The organism is Burkholderia sp. BCC0322 (genome assembly GCF_902833045.1).
GTDB lineage: Bacteria > Pseudomonadota > Gammaproteobacteria > Burkholderiales > Burkholderiaceae > Burkholderia.
Genome location: NZ_CADFDU010000018.1, coordinates 89,495 through 112,344 on the forward strand (window position 1 = coordinate 89,495; position 22,850 = coordinate 112,344).

Annotated in this window: 22 protein-coding genes; 9 read left to right on the plus strand and 13 right to left on the minus strand. The window is 66.7% G+C overall.

Features of this window, described 5'->3' with window-relative positions:
• Positions 1 to 77 precede the first annotated feature (77 nt).
• The 3 genes from ettA to gcvA form a co-directional block, all read right to left on the minus strand.
• Entirely contained in the window at positions 78 to 1,745 is a 1,668-nt protein-coding gene (gene ettA, locus HWX39_RS32520) for an energy-dependent translational throttle protein EttA (RefSeq protein ID WP_175957705.1), read from the minus strand.
• A gap of 202 nt (positions 1,746 to 1,947) precedes the next feature.
• Entirely contained in the window at positions 1,948 to 2,256 is a 309-nt protein-coding gene (locus HWX39_RS32525) for a DUF3761 domain-containing protein (protein ID WP_175971682.1), read from the minus strand.
• 83 nt (positions 2,257 to 2,339) lie between these two features.
• Positions 2,340 to 3,257, minus strand: coding sequence for a transcriptional regulator GcvA (gene gcvA / locus HWX39_RS32530; protein ID WP_175971683.1), 918 nt, complete (start codon positions 3,255 to 3,257; stop codon positions 2,340 to 2,342).
• Positions 3,258 to 3,450: 193 nt separating this feature from the next.
• Here gcvA and HWX39_RS32535 point away from each other — a divergent pair, with 193 nt between their 5' ends.
• The 3 genes from HWX39_RS32535 (at position 3,451) to gabP (ending at position 7,004) form a co-directional block, all read left to right on the plus strand.
• Entirely contained in the window at positions 3,451 to 4,770 is a 1,320-nt protein-coding gene (locus HWX39_RS32535) for an MFS transporter (protein WP_175971684.1), read from the plus strand.
• Positions 4,771 to 4,851: 81 nt separating this feature from the next.
• On the plus strand, positions 4,852 to 5,196 hold the full coding sequence (locus tag HWX39_RS32540) for an MmcQ/YjbR family DNA-binding protein (RefSeq protein WP_175971685.1): 345 nt from the start codon (positions 4,852 to 4,854) through the stop codon (positions 5,194 to 5,196).
• Positions 5,197 to 5,612: 416 nt separating this feature from the next.
• A complete protein-coding gene (gene gabP, locus HWX39_RS32545; RefSeq protein WP_175971686.1) occupies positions 5,613 to 7,004 on the plus strand; it encodes a GABA permease in 1,392 nt (463 codons plus the stop codon).
• 500 nt (positions 7,005 to 7,504) lie between these two features.
• Here gabP and ychF read toward each other — a convergent pair whose 3' ends face one another.
• Positions 7,505 to 8,599 (minus strand): redox-regulated ATPase YchF, encoded by a 1,095-nt coding sequence (gene ychF / locus HWX39_RS32550; protein ID WP_027788479.1) that lies wholly within the window; start codon positions 8,597 to 8,599, stop codon positions 7,505 to 7,507.
• Between the two features lie 245 nt (positions 8,600 to 8,844).
• Here ychF and HWX39_RS32555 point away from each other — a divergent pair, with 245 nt between their 5' ends.
• The 4 genes from HWX39_RS32555 to HWX39_RS32570 all read left to right on the plus strand — a co-directional run bounded on the left by HWX39_RS32555 (position 8,845) and on the right by HWX39_RS32570 (position 13,485).
• The gene (locus HWX39_RS32555) at positions 8,845 to 10,023 is read left to right on the plus strand and encodes a UbiH/UbiF family hydroxylase (RefSeq protein ID WP_175971687.1); all 1,179 of its coding nucleotides are present in this window, start codon (positions 8,845 to 8,847) and stop codon (positions 10,021 to 10,023) included.
• A gap of 90 nt (positions 10,024 to 10,113) precedes the next feature.
• The gene (locus tag HWX39_RS32560; RefSeq protein WP_175971688.1) at positions 10,114 to 10,842 is read left to right on the plus strand and encodes a DsbC family protein; all 729 of its coding nucleotides are present in this window, start codon (positions 10,114 to 10,116) and stop codon (positions 10,840 to 10,842) included.
• Positions 10,843 to 10,941: 99 nt separating this feature from the next.
• A complete protein-coding gene (locus tag HWX39_RS32565) occupies positions 10,942 to 12,741 on the plus strand; it encodes a PDZ domain-containing protein (protein ID WP_175971689.1) in 1,800 nt (599 codons plus the stop codon).
• A 147-nt stretch (positions 12,742 to 12,888) separates the two neighbouring features.
• Complete coding sequence (locus HWX39_RS32570; protein ID WP_175971690.1) at positions 12,889 to 13,485, plus strand: NAD(P)H-dependent oxidoreductase; 597 nt, start codon at positions 12,889 to 12,891, stop codon at positions 13,483 to 13,485.
• Positions 13,486 to 13,582: 97 nt separating this feature from the next.
• Here HWX39_RS32570 and HWX39_RS32575 read toward each other — a convergent pair whose 3' ends face one another.
• From HWX39_RS32575 to rpe, 8 genes are all read right to left on the minus strand, one after another.
• Entirely contained in the window at positions 13,583 to 14,485 is a 903-nt protein-coding gene (locus tag HWX39_RS32575; RefSeq protein ID WP_175971691.1) for a uracil-DNA glycosylase, read from the minus strand.
• Between the two features lie 12 nt (positions 14,486 to 14,497).
• On the minus strand, positions 14,498 to 15,124 hold the full coding sequence (locus tag HWX39_RS32580; RefSeq protein ID WP_175957716.1) for a CYTH domain-containing protein: 627 nt from the start codon (positions 15,122 to 15,124) through the stop codon (positions 14,498 to 14,500).
• The gene (gene trpC / locus HWX39_RS32585; protein ID WP_175971692.1) at positions 15,124 to 15,909 is read right to left on the minus strand and encodes an indole-3-glycerol phosphate synthase TrpC; all 786 of its coding nucleotides are present in this window, start codon (positions 15,907 to 15,909) and stop codon (positions 15,124 to 15,126) included. Before trpC ends, HWX39_RS32580 begins: the two co-directional genes overlap by 1 nt.
• A 29-nt stretch (positions 15,910 to 15,938) precedes the next feature.
• A complete protein-coding gene (gene trpD, locus HWX39_RS32590) occupies positions 15,939 to 16,970 on the minus strand; it encodes an anthranilate phosphoribosyltransferase (RefSeq protein ID WP_043191545.1) in 1,032 nt (343 codons plus the stop codon).
• Positions 16,971 to 16,983: 13 nt separating this feature from the next.
• Positions 16,984 to 17,571, minus strand: coding sequence for an aminodeoxychorismate/anthranilate synthase component II (locus HWX39_RS32595; protein ID WP_175971693.1), 588 nt, complete (start codon positions 17,569 to 17,571; stop codon positions 16,984 to 16,986).
• A 13-nt stretch (positions 17,572 to 17,584) separates the two neighbouring features.
• The gene (gene trpE / locus HWX39_RS32600) at positions 17,585 to 19,078 is read right to left on the minus strand and encodes an anthranilate synthase component I (RefSeq protein ID WP_175971694.1); all 1,494 of its coding nucleotides are present in this window, start codon (positions 19,076 to 19,078) and stop codon (positions 17,585 to 17,587) included.
• A gap of 357 nt (positions 19,079 to 19,435) precedes the next feature.
• Entirely contained in the window at positions 19,436 to 20,200 is a 765-nt protein-coding gene (locus HWX39_RS32605; protein ID WP_175971695.1) for a phosphoglycolate phosphatase, read from the minus strand.
• A gap of 4 nt (positions 20,201 to 20,204) precedes the next feature.
• A complete protein-coding gene (gene rpe, locus HWX39_RS32610) occupies positions 20,205 to 20,891 on the minus strand; it encodes a ribulose-phosphate 3-epimerase (protein WP_011883156.1) in 687 nt (228 codons plus the stop codon).
• A gap of 178 nt (positions 20,892 to 21,069) precedes the next feature.
• Here rpe and apaG point away from each other — a divergent pair, with 178 nt between their 5' ends.
• The gene (gene apaG, locus HWX39_RS32615; RefSeq protein ID WP_011350820.1) at positions 21,070 to 21,444 is read left to right on the plus strand and encodes a Co2+/Mg2+ efflux protein ApaG; all 375 of its coding nucleotides are present in this window, start codon (positions 21,070 to 21,072) and stop codon (positions 21,442 to 21,444) included.
• Between the two features lie 22 nt (positions 21,445 to 21,466).
• Here apaG and HWX39_RS36500 read toward each other — a convergent pair whose 3' ends face one another.
• Positions 21,467 to 21,610 (minus strand): hypothetical protein, encoded by a 144-nt coding sequence (locus HWX39_RS36500; protein ID WP_014898203.1) that lies wholly within the window; start codon positions 21,608 to 21,610, stop codon positions 21,467 to 21,469.
• On the opposite strand from HWX39_RS36500, the gene HWX39_RS32620 reads away from it, so the two are divergent.
• The gene (locus HWX39_RS32620) at positions 21,609 to 22,763 is read left to right on the plus strand and encodes an MltA domain-containing protein (RefSeq protein ID WP_244135139.1); all 1,155 of its coding nucleotides are present in this window, start codon (positions 21,609 to 21,611) and stop codon (positions 22,761 to 22,763) included. The genes HWX39_RS36500 and HWX39_RS32620 overlap by 2 nt on opposite strands.
• Positions 22,764 to 22,850: the final 87 nt, after the last annotated feature.

Below are 22,850 nucleotides of genomic sequence, written 5' to 3' on the forward strand. Positions count from 1 at the left end.
TGTGCCGCGTCCCGATGCGGCTGCCCGCGGTGCCTGGCCTCGCGTTGCCGCGGTGCCGGGCACCCGGGCCGTGCCGGTCAGCGGCTGATCGGCTTGTAGCGCAGACGCTTCGGCTTGGCGGCTTCCTCGCCCAGGCGCGCACGCTTGTCGGCTTCGTACTCCTGGTAGTTGCCGTCGAAGAACGTGACCTGCGAATCGCCTTCGAACGCGAGGATGTGCGTCGCGATGCGGTCGAGGAACCAGCGATCGTGCGAGATCACCATCACCGAGCCCGCGAATTCGAGCAGCGCGTCTTCCAGCGCGCGCAGCGTTTCGACGTCGAGGTCGTTCGACGGTTCGTCGAGCAGCAGCACGTTGCCGCCCGAGATCAGCGTCTTCGCGAGGTGCAGGCGGCCGCGCTCACCGCCGGACAGGTTGCCGACGATCTTCTGCTGGTCGCCGCCCTTGAAGTTGAAGCGGCCGATGTACGCGCGCGACGGCGTTTCGTACTTGCCCACCGTCAGCACGTCGGCGCCGCCCGAGATTTCCTCGAATACCGTCTTCGTGCCGTCGAGCGCGTCGCGGCTCTGGTCGACGTACGCGAGCTTCACGGTCGGCCCCATCACGACTTCGCCCGAATCCGGCTGTTCCTTGCCCGTCAGCATCTTGAACAGCGTCGACTTGCCGGCGCCGTTCGGGCCGATGATGCCGACGATCGCGCCGGCCGGGATCTTGAAGCTCAGGTTGTCGATCAGCAGGCGGTCGCCGAACGACTTGCTGACGTTCTTGAACTCGATCACTTCATTGCCCAGGCGTTCGCCGGCCGGGATGAAGATTTCCTGCGTCTCGTTGCGCTTCTGGTATTCCTGGCTGCTCAGTTCCTCGAAGCGCGCGATACGCGCCTTCGACTTCGCCTGGCGGCCCTTCGGGTTCTGGCGCACCCACTCCAGTTCCTTCTTGATCGCCTTCTGGCGCGCCGATTCCGACGCTTCTTCCTGCTTCAGGCGCTCTTCCTTCTGGTCGAGCCAGCTGCTGTAGTTGCCCTTCCACGGAATGCCGTGGCCGCGGTCGAGCTCGAGAATCCACTCGGCCGCGTTGTCGAGGAAGTAGCGATCGTGGGTGACCGCGACGACGGTGCCCGGGAAGCGCACCAGGAACTGCTCGAGCCAGTCGACCGATTCCGCGTCGAGGTGGTTGGTCGGTTCGTCGAGCAGCAGCATGTCGGGTTTTTCGAGCAGCAGCTTGCACAGCGCGACGCGGCGCTTTTCACCACCCGACAGATGTTCGATCTTGGCGTCCCACGCCGGCAGGCGCAGGGCGTCGGCGGCCACTTCGAGCTGCTGCTCGGGGCTGCCGCCGTCGCTCGACGCGAGGATCGCTTCGTACTTCGCCTGCTCGGCCGCGAGCGCGTCGAAGTCGGCGTCCGGCTCCGCGTACGCCGCGTAGATTTCCTCGAGCTTCTTGTTGGCCTGGAACAGGTCGCCGAGGCCTTCCTCGACGGCTTCGCGCACCGTCTTCGTCGGGTCGAGCTGAGGCTCCTGCGGCAGGTAGCCGATGTTCAGGTTGGGCATCGGCGTCGCTTCGCCTTCGATGTCCTTGTCGACGCCCGCCATGATGCGGATCAGCGTCGACTTGCCCGAGCCGTTCAGGCCGAGCACGCCGATCTTCGCGCCGGGAAAGAACGACAGCGAGATGTCCTTCAGGATCTGGCGCTTGGGCGGCACGATCTTGCCGACCCGGTTCATCGTGAAAACGTATTGGGCCATTTCGGTGTGAAATTCAGAAGTGGTTGAGACTGCCGCGCAGCGCGCACGTGGCGGCGTCGGGTGATTCGGTACGGAGCGTGCCGCGCGCGGCGCGGCGGCGGCGCCGCGTGTCGGCGGCGCGAGCGGCTATTGTACTTCGCCGCCGAGTGTCGCTGACAGCGGCGGGTGGCCGCTCGGTTCCGGATTGGCCGATCGCCCGAGGCTACAGCCACGCGGCGACGCCGCCGTGCCCCGAGCACGTGCCGCGCCGGTGACGGCTGAAGCTGTACGTGCCGTCGCGGCAGCGCGCGCTCGCGCCATCGGGCACGCGGCCCGATTTCGAATGCGCGGGGGCGTGCACGGTTTCGCCGTCGCGGTTGCGATATGTGTCGTGTCGGTCGAGATCGGCTTCGTTGCCGTAGCCGGGCGATGCGCGGTAGGCATGCGCGGACGGCGGTAATGCGGCACACGCGACGAAGAGCGCGGCGGACAAGGTCGCGATGCGGGTCGCGCAGCGGAGCAGGGCAGGCATGGTCTCTCTCGGTCTGTTGTTATCGGTTTCGGGCCGAATGTTAGCCGATCGGCCGAGGAACCGCGCCGTGAGGGGGCGTGACGCTACGCCGCGCCGGACATCGATGCCGCGCCGTCGGCCTGTGCCGCGTCGAGGATCCATCGGCGGAATGCCGCGACCTTTGGCCGTTCCGCGTGATGCGGCGGATAGACGAGGTAGTACGCGAAATCGTCGAGCCACGCGACGTCGGCGAGCTGCACGAGCCGGCCGCTTGCCAGTTCGCCTCGCACCATCGCGGCCGGCAGCAGCCCGGCGCCCTGGCCGGCGACGATCGCCTGCAGCAACAGGCCCGAATCGTCGAACGCGGGGCCGCGCGGCGGGCCGAAATCGTCGATCCGCTGCGCGCCGAACCAGATGTGCCAGCCCTTGCGCTCGGCGTCGTGCAACTGCGGCCAGCCGACGAGGTCGGCTGGCGTCGCCGGCATGCCGAGCCGCGCGACGAGTTCGGGCGACGCGAGCGCGACGATCTCCACCGTCAGCAGGCGCTCGCTGCACAGCCCGATGTAGCGCCCGAGGCCATGACGGATCGCGACGTCGACGCCGTCTCGCGAGAAATCCGCGAGCGCGTGGCTGGTGACGACCTGCAGGTCGACGTCCGGGCAAGCGTCCCGGAACTGCGCGAGGCGCGGGACGAGCCACGCGGATGCGAAGAACGGCGTGACGCTCACCGTCAGCACGCCGCTGTCGGCGGCGCCCGACACGCGCTGCGACGCATCGGCGATCTGCCTGAATGCGTTGCGCACCGGCGGCAGGTAGTCGCGGCCGGCGGCCGTGAGCAGGATGCCGCGGTTGACGCGCTCGAACAGTTGCACGCCGAGATGCGTCTCGAGCGTGCGGATCATCTGGCTCACCGCGCCGGGCGTGACCGACAGCTCCTCGGCGGCGGCCTTCACCGACAGGTGGCGGGCCGCCGCTTCGAATGCGCGAAGCGCGTTGAGCGGCGGCAAGCGGGAACGATTCATTCAGTTTTTCTAAATCGAAAGTCCGACGAAATATCGTTTGAGACGACGCGTACGCACGAGTAACGTTGGCGCATTCGATCGTATGCCTTGCGACTGCCGGTCGGCGGCCGATCCGATCAACATAGTTCAACTATATCCATGAGGCAATCCGGACGCCGCCTGGCGGCCGGCGAAACCTGAGAGGAGCATCGTCATGAACCGCCCGGGCGCGTCGCGCCTTTTCTACGGCTGGTACGTGGTTGCGGCCGCGTTTGCCGTCACGTTCGTCGGTTTCGGCAGCGCATATACGTTCAGCGCGTTCGTCGAGTCGCTGCAGCGGGATTTCGCCGCGTCGCGCGGACAGATCTCGCTCGTGTTCTCGCTGGCCGGCTTCCTGTATTTCGGTTTCGGCATCGTCAGCGGGCCGCTGGCCGACCGCTTCGGCTCGCGGCGCCTTGCCGTCACCGGGATGCTTCTGACGAGCATCGGGCTCGCGGCTGCCGGGGCCGCGCATACGCTGATGCAGGTCTATGTCGCGTACGGGCTCGGTGTCGGTCTCGGCGTCGGCTGTGCGTACGTGCCGGCCGTCGGCGCCGTGCAGCGCTGGTTCGTGCGCCGGCGCGGCTTCGCGTCGGGGCTCGCGGTCGCCGGGATCGGCGTCGGCACGCTGGTGATGCCGCCGCTCGCATCCGCGCTGATCGCGCATGTCGGCTGGCGCGGCGCCTATTTCACGCTGGCCGTGATCGCGCTCGTGATCGGCGCGGGGATGTCGTTGCTGATCGAGAACGATCCACGCGGGCGGGGGCTGCTGCCGGACGGGGAGGCCGCGCATGAGCCCGTCGAAGGCAGCGGCGCGAAAGTCGCCGGATGCGAGGCGGGAGCTTCGGTGTCCGGTGCGGCGGCGAGTCGCAAGCCGGACGCTGCTTCGGCGTCGGCCGGCGCGACGGTGCGTGAAGCCGTCACGTCGCGTCCGTTCGCGAGCCTCTACGCAGCATGCCTCATCTGCTCGTTCGGCGTGTTCGTCCCGTTCGTTCACCTCGTGCCGTACGCGCTCGATCACGGCGTCTCGTCATCGACGGCCGTGCCGCTGCTCGGCGCGATCGGCGTCGGCAGCACGGCCGGCCGTTTCTTCCTCGGCGGCCTTGCCGATCGCTTCGGCCGCCGCACATCGCTGCTCGCAATGTTCGCGGGCATGGCCGTCGCGCTCGTCGCGTGGGCGGGCGCGGGCACCGTCGCGACACTTGCCGCGTTCGCACTCGTGTTCGGCGTGTTCTACGGCGGCTGGGTCGCGGTGCTGCCGGCGGTCGTGATGGACCATTTCGGCGGCCGCAACGTGAGCGGGATCATCGGCGTGCTTTATACGAGCGTCGCATTCGGCACGCTGATCGGGCCGACCGCGGCCGGCTTCATCTACGACGCGGGCGGCGGCTATCTCGTGCCGATCCTGGCCAGCGCCGCCGCGAACGCGATCGCGTTCGCAATCGTCGCGACGACGGGGCGCGCGTCGACGGCCGCACGTGCGGCACGCGGATAGGCGCGCTTCGGCCGGCGGACCATCGCGAATTCCAGTAGGGTGGCAGGATCGCGAACCGAAGGCATCCAGCCGGGAGGCCCCATGACATTCGACGACGTCCGGCAGATCGCGCTGGCGTGGCGCGGCGTCGAGGAAGGCATGTCGTACGGCACGCCCGCACTCAGGGTGAAGGGCAAGATGCTCGCGCGGCGGCGCGAGGACGGCGACACGCTCGTCGTGAAAGGCGTCGGCCCCGACGAGCGCGCGTGGCTGATCGAATCGGAACCCGACGTGTATGACGTGACGGATCACTACGTCGGCTGGCCGATCGTGCTGGTGCGGCTGTCGGCGGCCCATCCTGACGCCGTGAAAAACCTGCTTCTGCGAGAATGGCAGGCCGTCGTCCCCGCCAAATGGCGCGGCGAGATGGCGAGCGGCACGCGCTGACGCGTCGGTTGCGTCCGGCCGGCCACGTGTGGCCGGGGGCTTTCGGCGCGCTCGCGAGCCGCCGCGAACGGGTACAAGCGTTGCATCGATCGACGTCGATGCAACAAGTGGTTCCATCGAAATTCTTCAATTGGTTCTTAGTGAAGAACCGTTTGATGCTTACACTCCTTCGCTTCGAAGGCAGCTGACGAAAGCCGACGGAAAGGGCGCACGCGATGCGCCGGCGCCCTGCGTGCCGCATCGCACCCGCAGCTTCGCAGACTGCATCGCGCACCGTTCCGGAACGGCCCCCGATCCGGCTCCGCGCCTGCATCCCGTGCAGGCGCCGCATCCGGCCCGGCTCAAGAACCACAATTCCCCGTGCTGCCTTCACGCGATACCCGGCCATACCGGAACCGATTTTTGGAGAGAGACAGATGAGTGGAAGCAACACAGGCCTCGGTACGGGCCTGAAGCAGCGGCACGTGACGATGATGTCGATTGCCGGCGTGATCGGCGCGGGCCTGTTCGTCGGCTCCGGCCACGCCATCGCGGAAGCCGGCCCGGCGTCGATCCTTGCGTATGCGATCGCGGGAGTGCTGGTCGTGCTGGTGATGCGCATGCTCGGCGAGATGGCCGTCGCGCATCCGGACAGCGGTTCGTTCTCCACCTACGCCGATCGAGCGATCGGCCACTGGGCCGGGTTCTCGATCGGCTGGCTGTACTGGTGGTTCTGGGTGCTCGTGATCCCGATCGAGGCGACCGCCGCCGCGACCATCCTCAATGCATGGTTCCCGGGCGTCGCGACCTGGGTATTCGCGCTCGGCATCACGCTGGTGCTGACGGTGACCAACCTCTTCTCGGTCAAGAATTACGGCGAATTCGAATTCTGGTTTGCGCTGATCAAGGTCGTCGCAATCGTCGTGTTTCTGTGCATCGGCGGCGCGGCGATCGTCGGCATCATCCCGGCGCCGGCCGTGTCGGGCGTGTCGAACCTGTTCGTGCATGACGGCTTCATGCCGCACGGCGCCGGCGCGGTGCTCGCGGCGATGCTGACGACGATGTTCTCGTTCCTCGGCACCGAGATCGTGACGATCGCGGCCGCCGAGTCGGACAACCCGCAACGCCAGATCGTGCGCGCAACCAATTCGGTGATCTGGCGCATCACGCTGTTTTATCTCGGCTCGATTCTCGTCGTCGCGGCCATCGTGCCGTGGAACGACCCGCTGCTGCCGAAGCACGGCTCGTATCAGCGCGCGATGGAGCTGATCGGCATCCCGAACGCGAAGGCGATCATCGACGTGATCGTGCTCGTGTCGGTCGCGAGCTGCCTGAATTCGGCGCTGTACACCGCGTCGCGGATGCTGTTCTCGCTGTCCAAGCGCAAGGACGCACCGGCGTTCCTGCACCGCACCGATTCGACCGGCACGCCGCGTGCGGCCGTGCTCGCATCGACCGCGTTCGGCTTCCTGACCGTGATCGCGAACTACCTGATGCCGGAACAGGTGTTCGGCTTCCTGCTGGCGACGTCGGGCGCGATCGCGCTGCTCGTGTATCTCGTGATCGCGATCTCGCAGCTGCGGATGCGCAAGACGCTCGAATCGAGCGGCGCGGACCTGACGTTGCGGATGTGGTTGTTCCCGTGGCTCACGTGGGCCGTGATCCTGTTCATCTGCGGCACGCTGACCGTGATGTTCGTGAGCGAGGATCACCGGATGGAAGTGGGTGCGACGGCCGTGCTGGCGTTGATCGTGCTGCTGGCGTCGTGGCTGAACAAGCGTGGTCGCGATGCGCAGGCGAGTGCGGGGCGGCGGGTGTCGGCGATGTGATGCCGGGAGTGACGGTATCGCGGTGAGCCGCCTGTCATGAAAATGGCCCGATCTGCGTTAGCCGGTCGGGCCATTTGTTTTGTCGGGGTAAGCGAATGCACTTACCCGCGGCAACCCAGGGCGTTCGGCAATAGGGTGCCTCGTTGAAATTTGGAGTCACAAAAATCGAACTTTTCTGATTTCATCGACGACGGCAACTTCCTGCATTGATCACTTCGACAACCGAAGCAAATGATGCAATTGACGCGCGATAAGCGGTCGTGCCGGGAGGGTGCCAGATGGCGAATGAGAACCTGCGGCCGAGTGAAGCGGGTTGGGCCGAACTGCGTCTGCGGCAGCGGCAATCTGCGCAACGGCGGCTACGAAGGAAATGACGAAAAGAGTGTCGGCGAGCGCTTCCCGAAAACTTTCAAGAGTCGCTCCGGAATAAGGAAAGGCCCGCTACTCGCGGGCCTTTCGGGGTGACTGTGACGCTGCACGAAACAGCGTCGTTTGACGCGTCAGACGTTGAACAGGAAGTTCATCACGTCGCCGTCGTGCACGACGTATTCCTTCCCTTCCGCGCGCATCTTGCCGGCTTCCTTCGCGCCTTGTTCACCCTTGTAGGTGATGAAGTCGTCGAACGCGATCGTCTGCGCGCGGATGAAGCCGCGCTCGAAGTCGGTGTGGATCACGCCCGCTGCCTGCGGTGCCGTGTCGCCGATATGGATCGTCCACGCTCGCACTTCCTTCACACCCGCGGTGAAGTAGGTCTGCAGGCCGAGCAGCTTGAAGCCCGCACGGATCACGCGGTCGAGGCCCGGCTCCTCCATGCCCATGTCGGCGAGGAACGCTTCCTTGTCCGCGTCGTCGAGATCGGCGATTTCCGCCTCGATTGCCGCGCATACGGCCACGACCGGCGCGTTCTCGCTTTCCGCGTACTTGCGGACCGCGTCGAGGTGCGGATTGTTCTCGAACCCGTCGTCCTTCACGTTGGCAACGTACATCGCCGGCTTCGCGGTGATCAGGCAGAACGGCTTGAGCAGCGCCTCTTCGTCATCCGACAGCGCGAGGCCGCGCACGGCCTTGCCCTGGTCGAGCTGCGCGCGCACCTTCTCGAGCACCGCGACGAGCTTCGCCGCTTCCTTGTCGTTGCCCGACTTCGCAGCCTTCGAATAGCGCGTGAGCGCCTTTTCGACGGTGCCGAGGTCGGCGAGCGCGAGTTCGGTGTTGATCACTTCGATGTCGTCGATCGGGCTGACCTTGCCGGCGACGTGAATGACGTTCTCGTCCTCGAAGCAGCGCACGACGTGCGTGATCGCGTCGGTTTCGCGGATGTTCGCGAGGAACTGGTTGCCGAGGCCTTCACCCTTGCTCGCGCCCGCGACGAGGCCCGCGATGTCGACGAATTCGACGACGGCCGGCACGACACGCTCCGGCTTGACGATCTCGGAGAGCGCCTTCAGGCGCGTATCGGGCACTTCGACGATGCCGACGTTCGGCTCGATCGTGCAGAACGGGTAGTTCTCGGCGGCGATGCCGGCCTTGGTCAGCGCATTGAACAGGGTGGACTTGCCGACGTTGGGCAAGCCGACGATGCCGCATTTGAGACTCATGGAATCCTTCGGACGGTAAGGCGGCGCGGCCGGACAGTGCACGGCCGCGCGGGAAAAAAGGGCGGCTGGCGCTTGGCGCGCGGCGGGCCGACGGTCAAAGACGCTATTGTACCGTGCCGACGCCCCGGATTCCGGGCTGGCGCCGAACGGCCGATGCGGCGGGCCGCCGCGCTGCCGCATCGGCCTGCGATTCTGATGATTTCCCGCAAAGTCCGGCCGCGTAAGGGTTTGGCCCCGCGGCTATAATGCCCGCCATGACTGCCCACCACACCTTCGACGTCGCCGTGGTCGGCGGCGGGCTCGTCGGCAAGACGGCCGCGCTCGCGCTGACCCAGTCCGGCTACAAGACAGCCTTGCTCGCCCAGCCGGCCACGCGGCGCCCCGCCGATCTCGCATTCGACACGCGCGTCTACGCGCTGTCCTCCAGTTCGCAGGCGCTGCTCGAGCGGCTGCGGGTCTGGCAGGCGCTGGATCACAGCCGGCTCGCACCGGTCTATGACATGCGCGTGTACGGCGATGCGCACGCGGAACTGCATTTCTCCGCGTACCAGGCTTCCGTGCCGCAGCTCGCGTGGATCGCCGAATCGTCGCTGGTCGAGGCGTCGCTCGATGCCGCGCTGCGGTTCCAGCCGAACCTCAAGTGGTTCGATGCGCGCGCACAGGGCTTCGACGTGCGCGACGACGCGGCCGTGCTCACGCTGTCGTCGGGGCAGGTGCTGGAAGCGGACCTCATCGTCGGCGCCGATGGCGCGCATTCGTGGGTGCGCTCGCAAATGGGGGCCAAAATCGAGCGGCGCGACTACCGGCAAACCGGCGTTGTCGCGAACTTCAAGGCGTCGCTGCCGCATCGCGAGACGGCCTACCAGTGGTTCCACGAAGGCGAGATCGTCGCGCTGCTGCCGCTGCCGGACGGCCATGTGTCGCTCGTCTGGTCCGCGCACACCGCGCATGCGGACCAACTGCTCGCACTCGATCCGGCGCAGCTCGCGGCCGAGGTCGAGCGCGTGTCGCACGGCCAGGTCGGCACGCTCGACTGCGTGACGCCGGCCGCCGGCTTCCCGCTGGCGCTGCAGACGGTCGACAAGCTGATCGCGCCCCGCGTCGCGCTCGTCGGCGACGCCGCGCACCTGATCCACCCGCTCGCGGGGCAGGGGATGAACCTCGGGCTGCGCGACGTCGCGGCGCTCGCCGATGCGATCGCCGGCAAGGAGAGCTTCCGCAATCTCGGCGATACGGTGCTGCTGCGCCGCTACGAGCGTTCGCGCCGCGAGGACATCCGCGCGCTGATGGTCGCGACCGACGGGCTGCAGCGGCTGTTCGCGGCGCCGGGCTCCGTCGCGAAGGCCGTGCGCAACGCGGGCATGGCCTTCGTCGGCGCGCAGCCGCTCGTGAAGCGCTGGCTCGTGTCGGCCGCGCTCGGCTGATCGAACCTTCGGCCGCTTCGCCGGTCGGACACGGTTCCGTTACGGCGTACACTGTGCCGTGCACACCGATTGAGCTGAAGGAAGATTTCGATGAAAAAAACGATCCGCATCGCGTCGCTGGCGCTGGCCGTCACGATGGCGACGCTTGGCTGCACCGCGCAGGCCGACCAGACCACCGACAAGCTGAAAGCGACGCTGCAGGCCCGCCTCGGCAACGACGCGCCGATCAAGAGCGTGTCGAAATCGCCGGTCGCGGGCCTTTACGAAGTGAACCTCGGCTCGCAGATCATCTATAGCGACGCGGCCGGCGACTACGTGCTGCTCGGCGATCTCGTCGACGCCAAGACGCACAAGAACCTGACCGACGCACGCCTGTCCGAAATCAACAAGATCGACTTCGCGAGCCTGCCGTTCGCGAATGCGATCAAGGTCGTCAAGGGCAACGGCGCCCGCAAGATCGCGGTGTTCTCCGATCCGAACTGCCCTTACTGCAAGAAGCTCGAGACGACGCTGCAATCGGTCGACAACGTGACCGTCTACACGTTCCTGTACCCGGTGCTGTCGCCGGATTCGACCGCGAAGTCGAAGTCGATCTGGTGTGCGACCGACCGCGCGAAAACGTGGCAGAGCTGGATGCTCGACCATCGCGCACCGTCCGGCGCCGGTACCTGCGATACCACCGCGCTCGACAAGAACCTCGCGCTCGGCCGCGGGATGAATGTCACGGGCACGCCGACGATCTTCCTGCCGGACGGTCGCCGCCTGCCGGGCGCCGTGTCGGCCGACCAGCTCAACCAGGCACTCGCCTCGAGCAAGTAACCGACCACACGCCGGGCCGCATGGCCCGGCCAGCGAGGGGCGCCCGCATCTGCCGGCGCCTCTCTTCGTTTTCGCCGCTGTATTCGACCGATTGCCACGATGACCCAGCCGATCCGCTATTCGATTGTCCCGAAAGATCTTGCCGCGCACCTGTTCGAAGTGTCGGTGACGGTCACCGATCCCGATCCCGAAGGCCAGCGCTTCTCGCTGCCGGTGTGGATTCCGGGCAGCTATCTCGTGCGCGAGTTCGCGCGCAACATCGTGACGCTCGGCGCGTTCAACGACGCGGGCCGCAAGGTGCGGATCGCGAAGACCGACAAGCACACGTGGCAGGCCGCACCCGTGAACGGCACGCTGACGCTGCGCTACGACGTGTATGCGTGGGACCTGTCGGTACGCTCCGCGTATCTCGACGAATCGGGCGGCTTCTTCAATGCGACGGCCGTGTTCCTGAGCGTCGCCGGCCGCGAGCACGCGCCGTGTGAAGTCGACATCGCGAAGCCGGCCGGCTCGGCGTTCCGCGCGTGGCGTGTCGGCACGTCGTTACCCGAGGCGCGCGGCACTAAGCGCTACGGGTTCGGCGCCTATCGCGCGTCGAACTACGACGAACTCTCCGACCATCCGGTGACGATCGGCGAATTCGCGCTCGCGACGTTCGACGCGCACGGCGTGCCGCACGACATCGTGATCGCGGGGCGCGTGACACAGCTCGACATGGAACGCCTGCGCACCGACCTGAAGCGCGTGTGCGAAGCGCAGATCGCGCTGTTCGAGCCGAAGTCGAAGAAGGCGCCGATGGACCGCTACGTGTTCATGACGCTGGCGGTCAGCGACGGCTACGGCGGCCTCGAGCATCGCGCGTCGACCGCGCTGATCTGCAACCGCACCGACCTGCCGGTGAAGGGGCGGCCCGAAACGACGGAAGGCTATCGCACGTATCTCGGTCTCTGCAGCCACGAGTACTTCCATACGTGGAACGTGAAGCGCATCAAGCCGGCGGCGTTCGTGCCGTACGACCTGACGAAGGAAAACTACACGTCGCTGCTGTGGCTGTTCGAAGGCTTCACGTCGTATTACGACGACCTGATGCTCGTGCGCAGCGGGCTGATGTCGCAGGACGACTATTTCGCGGCGCTCGGCCGTACGGTCGGCGGCGTGCTGCGCGGCACGGGGCGCCTGAAGCAGAGCGTCGCCGAAAGCTCGTTCGACGCGTGGATCAAGTACTACCGCCAGGACGAGAACGCGACCAACGCGATCGTCAGCTACTACACGAAGGGTTCGCTCGTCGCGCTCGCCTTCGATCTCGCGATCCGCGCGCAGACGCGCAACAAGAAGTCGCTCGACGACGTGATGCGCCTGCTGTGGCAACGCTACGGCCGCGATTTCTACCGCGGCAAGCAGGCGGGCGTCGAGGAAAACGAAGTTGAGGCGCTGATCGAAGAGGCGACGGGCGTTGCGCTCGGCCGCCTGTTCGCCGATGCCGTGCATGGCACGCGCGACCTGCCGCTCGCCGAACTGCTCGCACCGTTCGGCGTGTCGCTCGCGCCCGATGTTGCGAACGGCGCGACCGCGAAGCCGACGATCGGGGCGCGCCTGCGCGGCGGCGCGGACTGCACGTTTGCGGCCGTCTATGAAGGCGGCGCCGCACATCGCGCGGGGCTGTCGGCGGGCGACACGCTGATCGCGGTCGACGGGCTGCGCGTCACGGGCACCAACCTCGACGCGCTGCTCGCGCGCTACCGGCCGGGCGACAAGGTCGAGGTTCACGCGTTCCGGCGCGACGAGCTGCGCACCGCGAAACTGAAGCTCGACGGCCCGGAAGTCACGCGCTACCGGCTGACGGCGGCCGCGAAGCCGGCTGCGGCCTCGAAGGCCCGGGAGGCCTGGCTGAAGGGTTGAGCGTACCGAAGCGGGTATCGGGGCGCGATCAACGATTGTTCTGCTGCTGCAACAATCCGTCGCCCTGAACCCGCTTTTTCGTGGTCATGCGGCCACGCACAATGGCGTCACTCGCGCTACCAAAGCGCAACCCTACCGGAGCCTGACATGACGACCATTCTGCAAATCAATTCCGCCGCGCGTTCGCAAGGTGCGCAATCCACGCTGTTGGCCAACGAACTGACGGCAAAGCTGCAACAATCGAACCCCGGCGCGAAGGTCGTGGTTCGTGACCTGCTGGCCGATGCGCTGCCGCACCTCGACGAATCGGTGCTGGGCGCGTTCTTTACGCCGGCCGACAAGCGCACCGGGGAACAGAATGCGATCGTCGCGAAGAGCGATGCACTGATCGCCGAACTGCAAGCTGCCGACATCATCGTGATCGGCGCGCCGATGTACAACTTCGGCATCTCGTCGCAATTGAAGACGTACTTCGACTGGATCGCACGTGCAGGTGTCACGTTCCGCTACACCGAGAACGGTCCGGAAGGCCTGATCAAGGGCAAGAAGGTTCACGTGGTGACGGCCCGAGGCGGCAAGTACGCCGGCACGCCGAACGACAGCCAGACCCCGTACCTGCGCACGTTCCTCGGCTTCGTCGGCATGACCGACGTGAGCTTCATCTTCGCGGAAGGCCTGAACCTCGGCCCGGATGCGCAGAGCGCTGCACTGGCCGGCGCACGCGAAGCGATCGCCGCCGCGTAAGGTCGATGCGGGTGCGCCGCGCTCGCAGCGTCGCCCGATAAAAAACGCCGCGTCCCGAAAGGGGCGCGGCGTTTTTGCATGCCGGCCGGCGCGGCCGTTATGCGAGCGTTTCCGCCACTTCCGGCAGGCGCCAGTCGATCGGTTCGCGGCCCGCTTCGACCAGATAGTCGTTCGCGAGCGCGAAATGGCGGCAGCCGAGAAAGCCGCGGTGCGCAGATAGCGGTGACGGATGCGGCGCCTCGAGCACGCAGTGCGCGCTTGCGTCGAACAATGCGCGTTTCGCCTGCGCGTGTGCGCCCCACAGCATGAAGACGAGCCCGCGATGGCGGCCGGCGAGTTCGCGGATCAGCGTGTCCGTGCATTGCTCCCAGCCGCGCTTCGCATGGCTCGCGGCTGCGCCGCGCTCGACCGTCAGCACCGTGTTGAGCAGCAGCACGCCCTGGCGCGCCCAGGTGTCGAGGCAGCCGTGGCGCGGCGTGTCATGACCGAAGTTCGCGGCGATTTCCTTGAAGATGTTGCGCAGCGACGGCGGGGTGCGCACGGCCGGCGGCACCGAGAACGCGAGCCCGTGCGCCTGCGGCGTGCCGCGATCGTCGCCGTGGTACGGATCCTGGCCGAGGATCACGACTTTCACGTCGTCCGGGCTCGTCAGGCGCAGCGCGCGGAACACGTCGGTCGGGTAGACCGTCTTGCCGGCCGCACGCTCGTCATCGACGAAGCGGCACAGCGGCGCATAGGCGTCGCTGTCCGTGAAGGGTTTCAGCACGTCGCGCCAGACGGACGGCAGCGCGTCGAATTGCGCGGCGAGGTGCGGAACGTCGGCGGCCGCGGGTGGCGCGACCGTCGGGGCCGCAGCCGGTGCGGCTTTCTTTGCGGGCTTGCGTCCGGCCGCGGGCGCTTCGGGCGCCTGGGACGGAATATCGGCCGGTGCCGTTTCCGGCACGGGATCGTCGAACAGCGACGCCTGTTGCGGCGCGCGGGAAGTCTTGCGGGTTGCCATGCGTGATGCGGGTTATTGCGCGCGCAGCCGGTAGCCGCGCTGCGCCTTGCTGATGTTGTCGGGAACGAGGCCCGGCAGCGCTTGCTGCAATTCGGCGGCGAGCGTTGCGAGCGCCGCTTCCGGGCCGTCGATCAGTTCGAGTTCGATTTCGCTGATCGGTTCGCGGCGCGTTTCGTGTTCCGCCTGGACGACGATCTCGCCGAGGTCCACCGCGGCTTCGACGGTTGCGCCGCCGATTGCGATGCGCCACAGCGTACGCGAAAAATCCGTGCGGAACAGCGCGTGCAGCGCGCCCGCCGCGTCATTCAGCGCGGCGGCGGCTTCCGGCACGTCGCAGGCCGCGACGAGCGCGTCGATCTCGAGCGCGTCGCCGGCGACCGGCAGCTCCCATTCGTGGCGGCGATGCAGGCCGCCTTCCGCGCTGCCGACCGTCTTGAACGTCTGCAGCCAGCCCTGGGGCGCGCGGCGCACGCGCACCGCGCTCTTCGAGCGGGCCAGCGCGAGATCGGGCGTGTCGTAATAGACGTTCGCGAGCGTGATGTCGTGACCGGGTTCGCCGGTCAGCGTCTCGAAGAAGCGTCGCGCGGCGTCGGCCTGGCCGGCCGGCAGCGCGAGCTTGATTTCCTTTTCGATCGCCATCAGAAGAACATCCGTGCGAGCTCTTCGCCCGGCTGGTCGGCGCGCATGAACGCTTCGCCGACGAGGAACGTGTTCACGTTCGCCGCACGCATCGTGTCGACGTCGGTGCGCGACAGGATGCCCGATTCGGTCACGACGATCCGGTCGGCCGGAATCATGTCGAGCATGTCGAGCGTCGTCTGGATCGACGTCTCGAACGTGCGCAGGTTGCGGTTGTTGATGCCGAGCAGAGGCGTCTTGAGCGTCAGCGCCTGTTCCATCTCGTTACGGTCGTGTACTTCGACCAGCACCGCGAGACCGAGCGAGTGCGCATACGCTTCGAGATCCTGCATCAGCGGAGTGTCGAGCGCGGCGGCGATCAGCAGGATCGCGTCGGCGCCCATCGCGCGTGCTTCGATGATCTGGTACGCGTCGACGATGAAGTCCTTGCGCAGCACCGGCAGCGTGCAGGCCGCGCGCGCTTCCTCGAGATAGCGGACGCTGCCCTGGAAGAACTGCTCGTCGGTCAGCACCGACAGGCACGCGGCGCCATGCTCCGCATACGAACGCGCGATGTCGGCCGGCACGAAATGCTCGCGCAGCACGCCTTTCGACGGGCTGGCCTTCTTGATTTCGGAAATCACGGCCGCGTGGCCGGCCGCGTGCTTTGCGCGCAGTGCGCCGACGAAGTCGCGCAGGTCGCGTGCGGATGCGTCCAGTTTCAGTGCCTCGAGTGGTGCGCTGCGCATGGCCGCCGCGACTTCTTCGCGCTTGACGGCGATGATTCGGTCGAGAATGTCGCTCATGTGGATTCCTGCTTGATTCGTAAGGGGAGTCAGCGCTTGAACTGCTGCGTGAAGCGCACGAGTTCGTCGACTTTCGCGCGGGCCTTGCCGCTTGCGATCGCTTCGCGGGCGAGCTGGATGCCGTCCGCGATCGACTCGGCGACGTTCGCCGCATAGAGCGCGGTGCCGGCGTTCAGCGTGACGATCTCGCGTGCGACACCCGGCTGGTTGTCCAGCGCGCCGAGCAGCATCGTGCGCGATTCGTCGGCATTTTCCACCTTCAGCGTGCGGTTCGACACCATCTGCAGGCCGAAGTCTTCCGGATGGATTTCGTATTCGTGCACCTTGCCGTCGCGCAGTTCGCCGACGAGCGTTGCCGCGCCGAGCGATACCTCGTCCATCCCGTCCTTGCCGTACACGACGAGCACGTGCTGCGCGCCCAGACGCTGCATCACGCGCACCTGGATGCCGACGAGGTCGGGGTGGAACACGCCCATCAGCTGGTTCGGCGCGCCGGCCGGATTGGTCAGCGGGCCGAGGATGTTGAAGATCGTGCGCACGCCGAGCTCGCGGCGCACGGCCGCGATGTTCTTCATCGCCGGGTGATGGTTCGGCGCGAACATGAAGCCCATGCCCGTTTCGGCGATCGACGCGGCAACCTGGTCGGACTGCAGGTCGATGTTCACGCCGAGCGCCTCGAGCACGTCGGCGCTGCCGGACTTGCTCGATACGCCGCGGTTGCCGTGCTTCGCAACCTTCGCGCCGGCCGCGGCCGTGACGAACATCGACGCGGTCGAGATGTTGAACGTGTGCGAGCCGTCGCCGCCGGTGCCGACGATGTCGACGAAGTTCGAGTTGTCCTGCACCTCGACGTGATTCGCGAATTCGCGCATCACGGTCGCGGCGGCGGCGATCTCGCCGATCGTCTCCTTCTTCACACGCAGCCCGGTGATGATCGCGGCCGCCATCACGGGCGACATGTCGCCGCGCATGATGAGCCGCATCAGGTGCAGCATTTCGTCGTGGAAGATTTCGCGGTGTTCGATCGTGCGCTGCAGCGCTTCCTGCGGGGTAATCGTCATCGTGAGTCTCCCGTCAGGCGGCCGCGGCCGCGGCGCGTGCCTGTTTCAGGAAATTCTCGAGCAGCGCGTGGCCATGCTCGGACAGGATCGATTCCGGGTGGAACTGCACGCCTTCGATCGGCAGCGTCTTGTGGCGCACGCCCATGATTTCGCCGTCGTCGGTCCAGGCGGACACTTCGAGGCAGTCGGGCAGCGATTCGTGCTCGATCGCGAGCGAGTGATAGCGCGTGACGTCGAAGTGCTTCGGCAGGTCGGCGAATACGCCGCGGCAGTCGGTTTCGATCTTGCTCACCTTGCCGTGCATGATGGTCTTCGCGCGCACGACGCGGCCGCCGAAGGCCTCGCCGATCGCCTGATGGCCGAGGCAGACGCCGAGGATCGGCTTCTTGCCCGCGAATTCCTTCAGTACGTCGAGCGTGATGCCCGCGTGCTGCGGGTTGCTCGGGCCGGGCGACAGGCAGATTGCGTCGGGATTCAGGCTCGCGATTTCGTCGAGCGTGATTTCGTCGTTGCGGTAGGTGCGCACGTCCTCGCCGAGTTCGCCGAAGTACTGGACCAGGTTGTAGGTAAACGAGTCGTAGTTGTCGATCATGAGCAGCATGGTCAGTCTCCGGTCAGAAGTCGCTATCGAGGCCGTCCTGGACCTGTTCGGCCGCGCGCAGCACCGCGCGCGCCTTGTTTTCGGTCTCTTGCCATTCGGATTCGGGCACCGAATCCGCGACGACGCCCGCCGCCGCTTGCACGTACAGGTTGCCGTTGTGGATCAGGCCCGTGCGGATCGCGATCGCGAGATCCATCTCGCCCGAGAACGACAGGTAGCCGACCGCGCCACCGTACAACCCGCGCTTGACCGGCTCGAGTTCGTCGATCAGTTCCATCGCACGTACCTTCGGCGCGCCGGACAGCGTGCCGGCCGGGAAGGTCGCGCGCAGCACGTCGTAGTTCGTCATGCAGGGCTTGAGCTTGCCTTCGACCGAGCTGACGATGTGCTGCACGTGCGAGTACTTCTCGATGACCATCTGGTCGGTCACGTGCACCGAGCCGATTTCCGCGATGCGGCCGACGTCGTTGCGCGCGAGGTCGATCAGCATCACGTGCTCGGCGATCTCCTTCGGATCGTTGAGCAGTTCGGTCGCGAGTTCCGCGTCGCGCTCGGGCGTGTTGCCGCGCGGGCGCGTGCCGGCGAGCGGGCGGATCGTGACGATCTGGTCGTCGCCGCGCTTTTCCTGGCGCACGAGGATTTCCGGCGATGCGCCGACCACGTGGAAATCGCCGAAGTTGTAGTAGTACATGTACGGCGACGGGTTCAGCGAACGCAGCGCGCGATACAGCGACAGCGGATTGTCGCGGTACGGTTTCGTCAAACGCTGGCCGACCTGGATCTGCATCAGCTCGCCGGCCGCGATGTATTCCTTCGCCTGGCGCACGGCGACCAGATAGTCGTCCTTCTTGAACTCGCGGAACGTCTCGGTGCGCACGCTCGCCGACGTGACGGGCGGCTGCACGGTCGTGCGCAGGCGCTGCTTCAGTTCGCGCAGGCGCTGTTTCGCCTTCGTATAGGCTTCGGCCTGGCTCGGGTCCGTGTAGATGATCAGGTACAGCTTGCCGGCGAGGTTGTCGATCACCGCGACTTCCTCGGTCAGCAGCAACTGGATGTCGGGCAGGCCGAGATCGTCGCGCGGCGCGGTGTTCGCGAGCTTCTTCTCGATGTAGCGCACCGCGTCGTAGCCGAAATAGCCGGCGAGACCGCCGCAGAAGCGCGGCAGGCCCGGGCGCTGCGCCACCTTGAAGCGCGCCTGGAACGATTCGATGAACTGGAACGGGTCGCCTTCATGCGTCTCGACGACCTGGCCGTCGCGCACGACTTCCGACACGCCGTTGCGGGTACGCACGAGTGTACGGGCGGGCAGGCCGATGAACGAATAGCGGCCGAAGCGTTCGCCGCCGACCACCGATTCGAGCAGGAACGAGTTGGCGCCCGAGCGTTCGGGCTGGGCCAGCTTCAGGTAGAGGGACAGCGGCGTTTCGAGATCGGCGAGGGCTTCCGCGATCAGCGGAATGCGGTTGTAGCCTTCGTTCGCGAGCGATTGAAATTCGAGTTCGGTCATGTTCCGGTCCTGTTCGGGACGAGCGGCGCGGGCGCCAGGGATCACTTGACGCTGCGCGGGTTGCCGTCGGCGAAAGGGCGGTCGATCGAGAAGTGCCTGTTGCCGGCCGGCACTCCGGGCGTGAACGTCGCGAGCCTGCGGCCGAGCCTGAACGCAAGCGTTCGGACGCGGTAGAACTCGAGGTGGTGCGACGATCGGCGCGCGGATGCGCAGCGAGATAAAAAACGGCGCTGAAGACGTACTTCAGCGTACCTCATCGAAGAGGTTAGCGCGACCAGCGACGCCAGGGCCAGGCTCCCCGGTCGATGCTGCTCAGACTCCGTTTTTTATTCAGAAACATGCAGATGGAAGAAATAATCAGAGGGTTGGCCGGCCGGCGTTGTGCGCGGAGATCGCGCGAGCTGCGACCAGCAACGAATCGACTATACCATCCGAATTTATCGTTTGTATAGCTTTGCCATGGTTGTAGCCGTACGGCACCGTCAGCGTCGCCATCCCGGCCGCGCGGCCTGCCAGCGCATCGTTTTCCGAGTCGCCGATCGCGACTGCCGCATCCGGTGCGACGCCGAGCGCGTTGCAGGCCGTCAGCATCGGCAGCGGATCGGGTTTCTTGCGCGCGACGCTGTCGCCACCGAGCACGATGCCGAAGCAATCGGCCAGCCCGTACTGCTCGAGCAGCTCGACCGCGAAGCGGTGCGGCTTGTTCGTCACGCATGCGAGCCGGATGCCGGCCGCGCGCAGCGCGTCGAGACCGGCGGCCACGTCCGGATAGAGACGCGTGTGGCGGCCGTTGATCTTCGCGTACTCGGTCTGGTAGATCGCCAGCGCGTCGTCGAAGCGCGCGTGCGCTTCGTCGGCCGGCAAGCGCGGTTTCAGCACGCTCTGGATCAGGTGTTCGGAGCCCTTGCCGACATAGCCGATCACCTCGTCGCGCGACGTGGCCGGTGCGCCGAGCCGCGCGAGCATCCCGTTCAGGCCGGCCGTGAAATCGTCGGCCGTATCGACCATGGTGCCGTCGAGATCGATCAGCGCCGCATCGATGCGCGGCGCGGCGAAGCGGATCGGGGCAGCTTCCGTTGCGGCCCGGGCCGGCGCATGGCCGGCGAGCGACGATTCGGCCACGGCGTCAGCTCCGCTCGACGGTAGCGAGCGCGGCGCGCATCTCGTCGATCACCTTGCGGTAGTCCGGCTTGCCGAAGATCGCCGAACCCGCGACGAACGTGTCGGCACCAGCCGCCGCGATTTCCGCGATGTTGTCGGTCTTCACGCCGCCGTCGACTTCGAGCAGGATCTCGCGGCCGGTGCGCTCGGTGTACGCGTCGATGCGTGCGCGTGCTTCGCGCAGCTTGTTCAGCGTTTCAGGAATGAACGACTGGCCGCCGAAGCCCGGGTTGACGGACATCAGCAGCACGAAGTCGAGGCGATCCATCACGTGGTCGAGGTAATTCAGCGGCGTGGCCGGGTTGAACACGAGGCCGGCCTTGCAGCCGTGGTCGCGGATCAGCGACAGCGTGCGGTCGATGTGATCGGAGCCTTCCGGGTGGAAGCTGATCAGGTTTGCACCGGCTTTCGCAAAATCGGGCACGATCCGGTCGACCGGGCGCACCATCAGGTGCACGTCGATCGGTACCTGTACGTGCGGGCGGATCGCTTCGCACACGAGCGGGCCGATGGTCAGGTTCGGCACGTAATGGTTGTCCATCACGTCGAAGTGGATCCAGTCGGCGCCGGCGGCGACCACGTTGCGGACTTCTTCGCCGAGCCGTGCGAAATCGGCCGACAGGATGCTGGGAGCGATGCGGAATTGGGTCATGGCAGGGGAGCGGGGACGTTGCGGCGCAAAACCGTCATTCTACCGTCCGGCGACCCGGTGCGCGGCGGCGGGCCGTGCGGTCGAGGCCCGATTGCGCATAGAATGCCGAACCAATGCGGCGCGCCCGCGGCCCCGTTGCCCATGCAGGCGCGGGCAGTCATCTTCCAGCGGAAACACCATGAGTCAGTATCAGTTCACCGTTTCGGTGAAAACCAGCTACTTGCCGGAACAATCCGACCCCGATCGCCGTCAATACGCATTCGCGTACACGCTGACGATCCGCAACACGGGGCAGGTCGCGGCGCAGTTGATCGCACGGCACTGGATCATCACGGACAGCGAGAACCACGTGCAGGAAGTGAAGGGGCTTGGTGTCGTCGGGCACCAGCCGCTGCTGCAGCCGGGCGAACACTTCGAGTACACGAGCTGGGCCGTGATCGCGACGCCGGTCGGCACGATGCGGGGCGCGTACTTCTGCGTGGCGGAGGACGGCGAGCGTTTCGAGGCGCCGGTCGACGAGTTCGCGCTGCACATGCCGCGCACGCTGCATTGAGCGTGCCGGGCGCGTCAGTGCGTCAGCGCGGCTGGCGGTCGTTGTTGCGGGCGTGCTTCTTTCTGCCCGACGACGTCCACACGACGATGAAGATCAGCAGGGCAAGCGCTACGAAGGCTTCGAGCGCGAAGATGAGCATCGGATATTGGTCGAGAAAATCTGACATGGCGGTTTCCATCAAGAACGGACATTGTATTGGGTTTGGGCCTCGGGTGGCCGGGTGGGTGGCGGCTGCTGCGGCGGCGGCGCTGCTTGCGGCGTGCGGTGGCGCGCCGACGCGGACTTCATCGCTGAAGCCACCGACCGGCGCGGCGGTCGTGCCGGGTCAGGTCGCCGCGAAGCGGCTCACGCCGGTCGCGTGGCAGCAGGTGCCGGGCTGGCAGGACGATTCGCTGATCGGCGCGACGGCCGCGCTGCGGCAGAACTGCGTTCGGCTCGCGCGCCAGCCGGCCTGGCAGCGTGCTTGCGCGGCTGCCGACCGGCTCGACGAGCTCGACGTCAGCAGCGCACGTACGTTCTTCGAAACGTATTTCACGCCGTTCCAGCTTGCGAATACCGACGGGACGCTCGACGGGCTCGTGACCGGCTACTACGAGCCGCTGCTGCACGGTTCGCGTGTGCGTCGCGGCCCGTATCAGTACGCGCTCTATCGCTGGCCAGCTGGTTATCGGGCGGGCGCCGCGCTGCCGGCACGTGCGCAACTCGAACGCGCAGGCATCCTGAACGGCAACGAACTCGTGTGGGTCGACGACCCGATCGAAGCGTTCTTCCTGCAGGTGCAGGGCTCGGGGCGCGTGCTGCTCGACGACGGTTCGGTGATGCGGGTCGGCTTCGGCGGCACCAACAACCAGCCATATCGCTCGATCGGCAAGTGGCTGCTCGATCGCGGCGAGCTGACGCCCGCTCAGGCGACGATGCAGGGCATCAAGGCGTGGGCGAAGGCGAATCCGAACCGGGTTGACGCGTTGCTCGACACGAATCCGCGGTTCGTGTTCTTCCGCGACATGCCGACCAAGGAAGATGCACCGCACGGCGGCGCGGACGGCCCGATCGGCGCGCTGGGCGTGCCGCTGACGCCGGAGCGCTCGATCGCCGTCGATCCGTCGTCGATCCCGCTCGGCACACCGGTGTTCCTGCAGACCACGCGCCCGCTGACGAATACGCCGATGAACCGGCTCGTGTTTGCGCAGGATACGGGCTCAGCAATCAAGGGGGGCGTGCGGGCCGACTATTTCTGGGGGCTCGGTGACGACGCAGGCGATCAGGCCGGGCGGATGAAGCAGGTCGGCCGGATGTGGCTGCTGTTCCCGAATTCGTGATGTGAGGCGGCGCGGGTGGCCGGGTGCGCTCGGGTCGCCGCCGATACATTGGACGCGGCATTCGTGGGCGCGGCGGTGTGCGAGGGG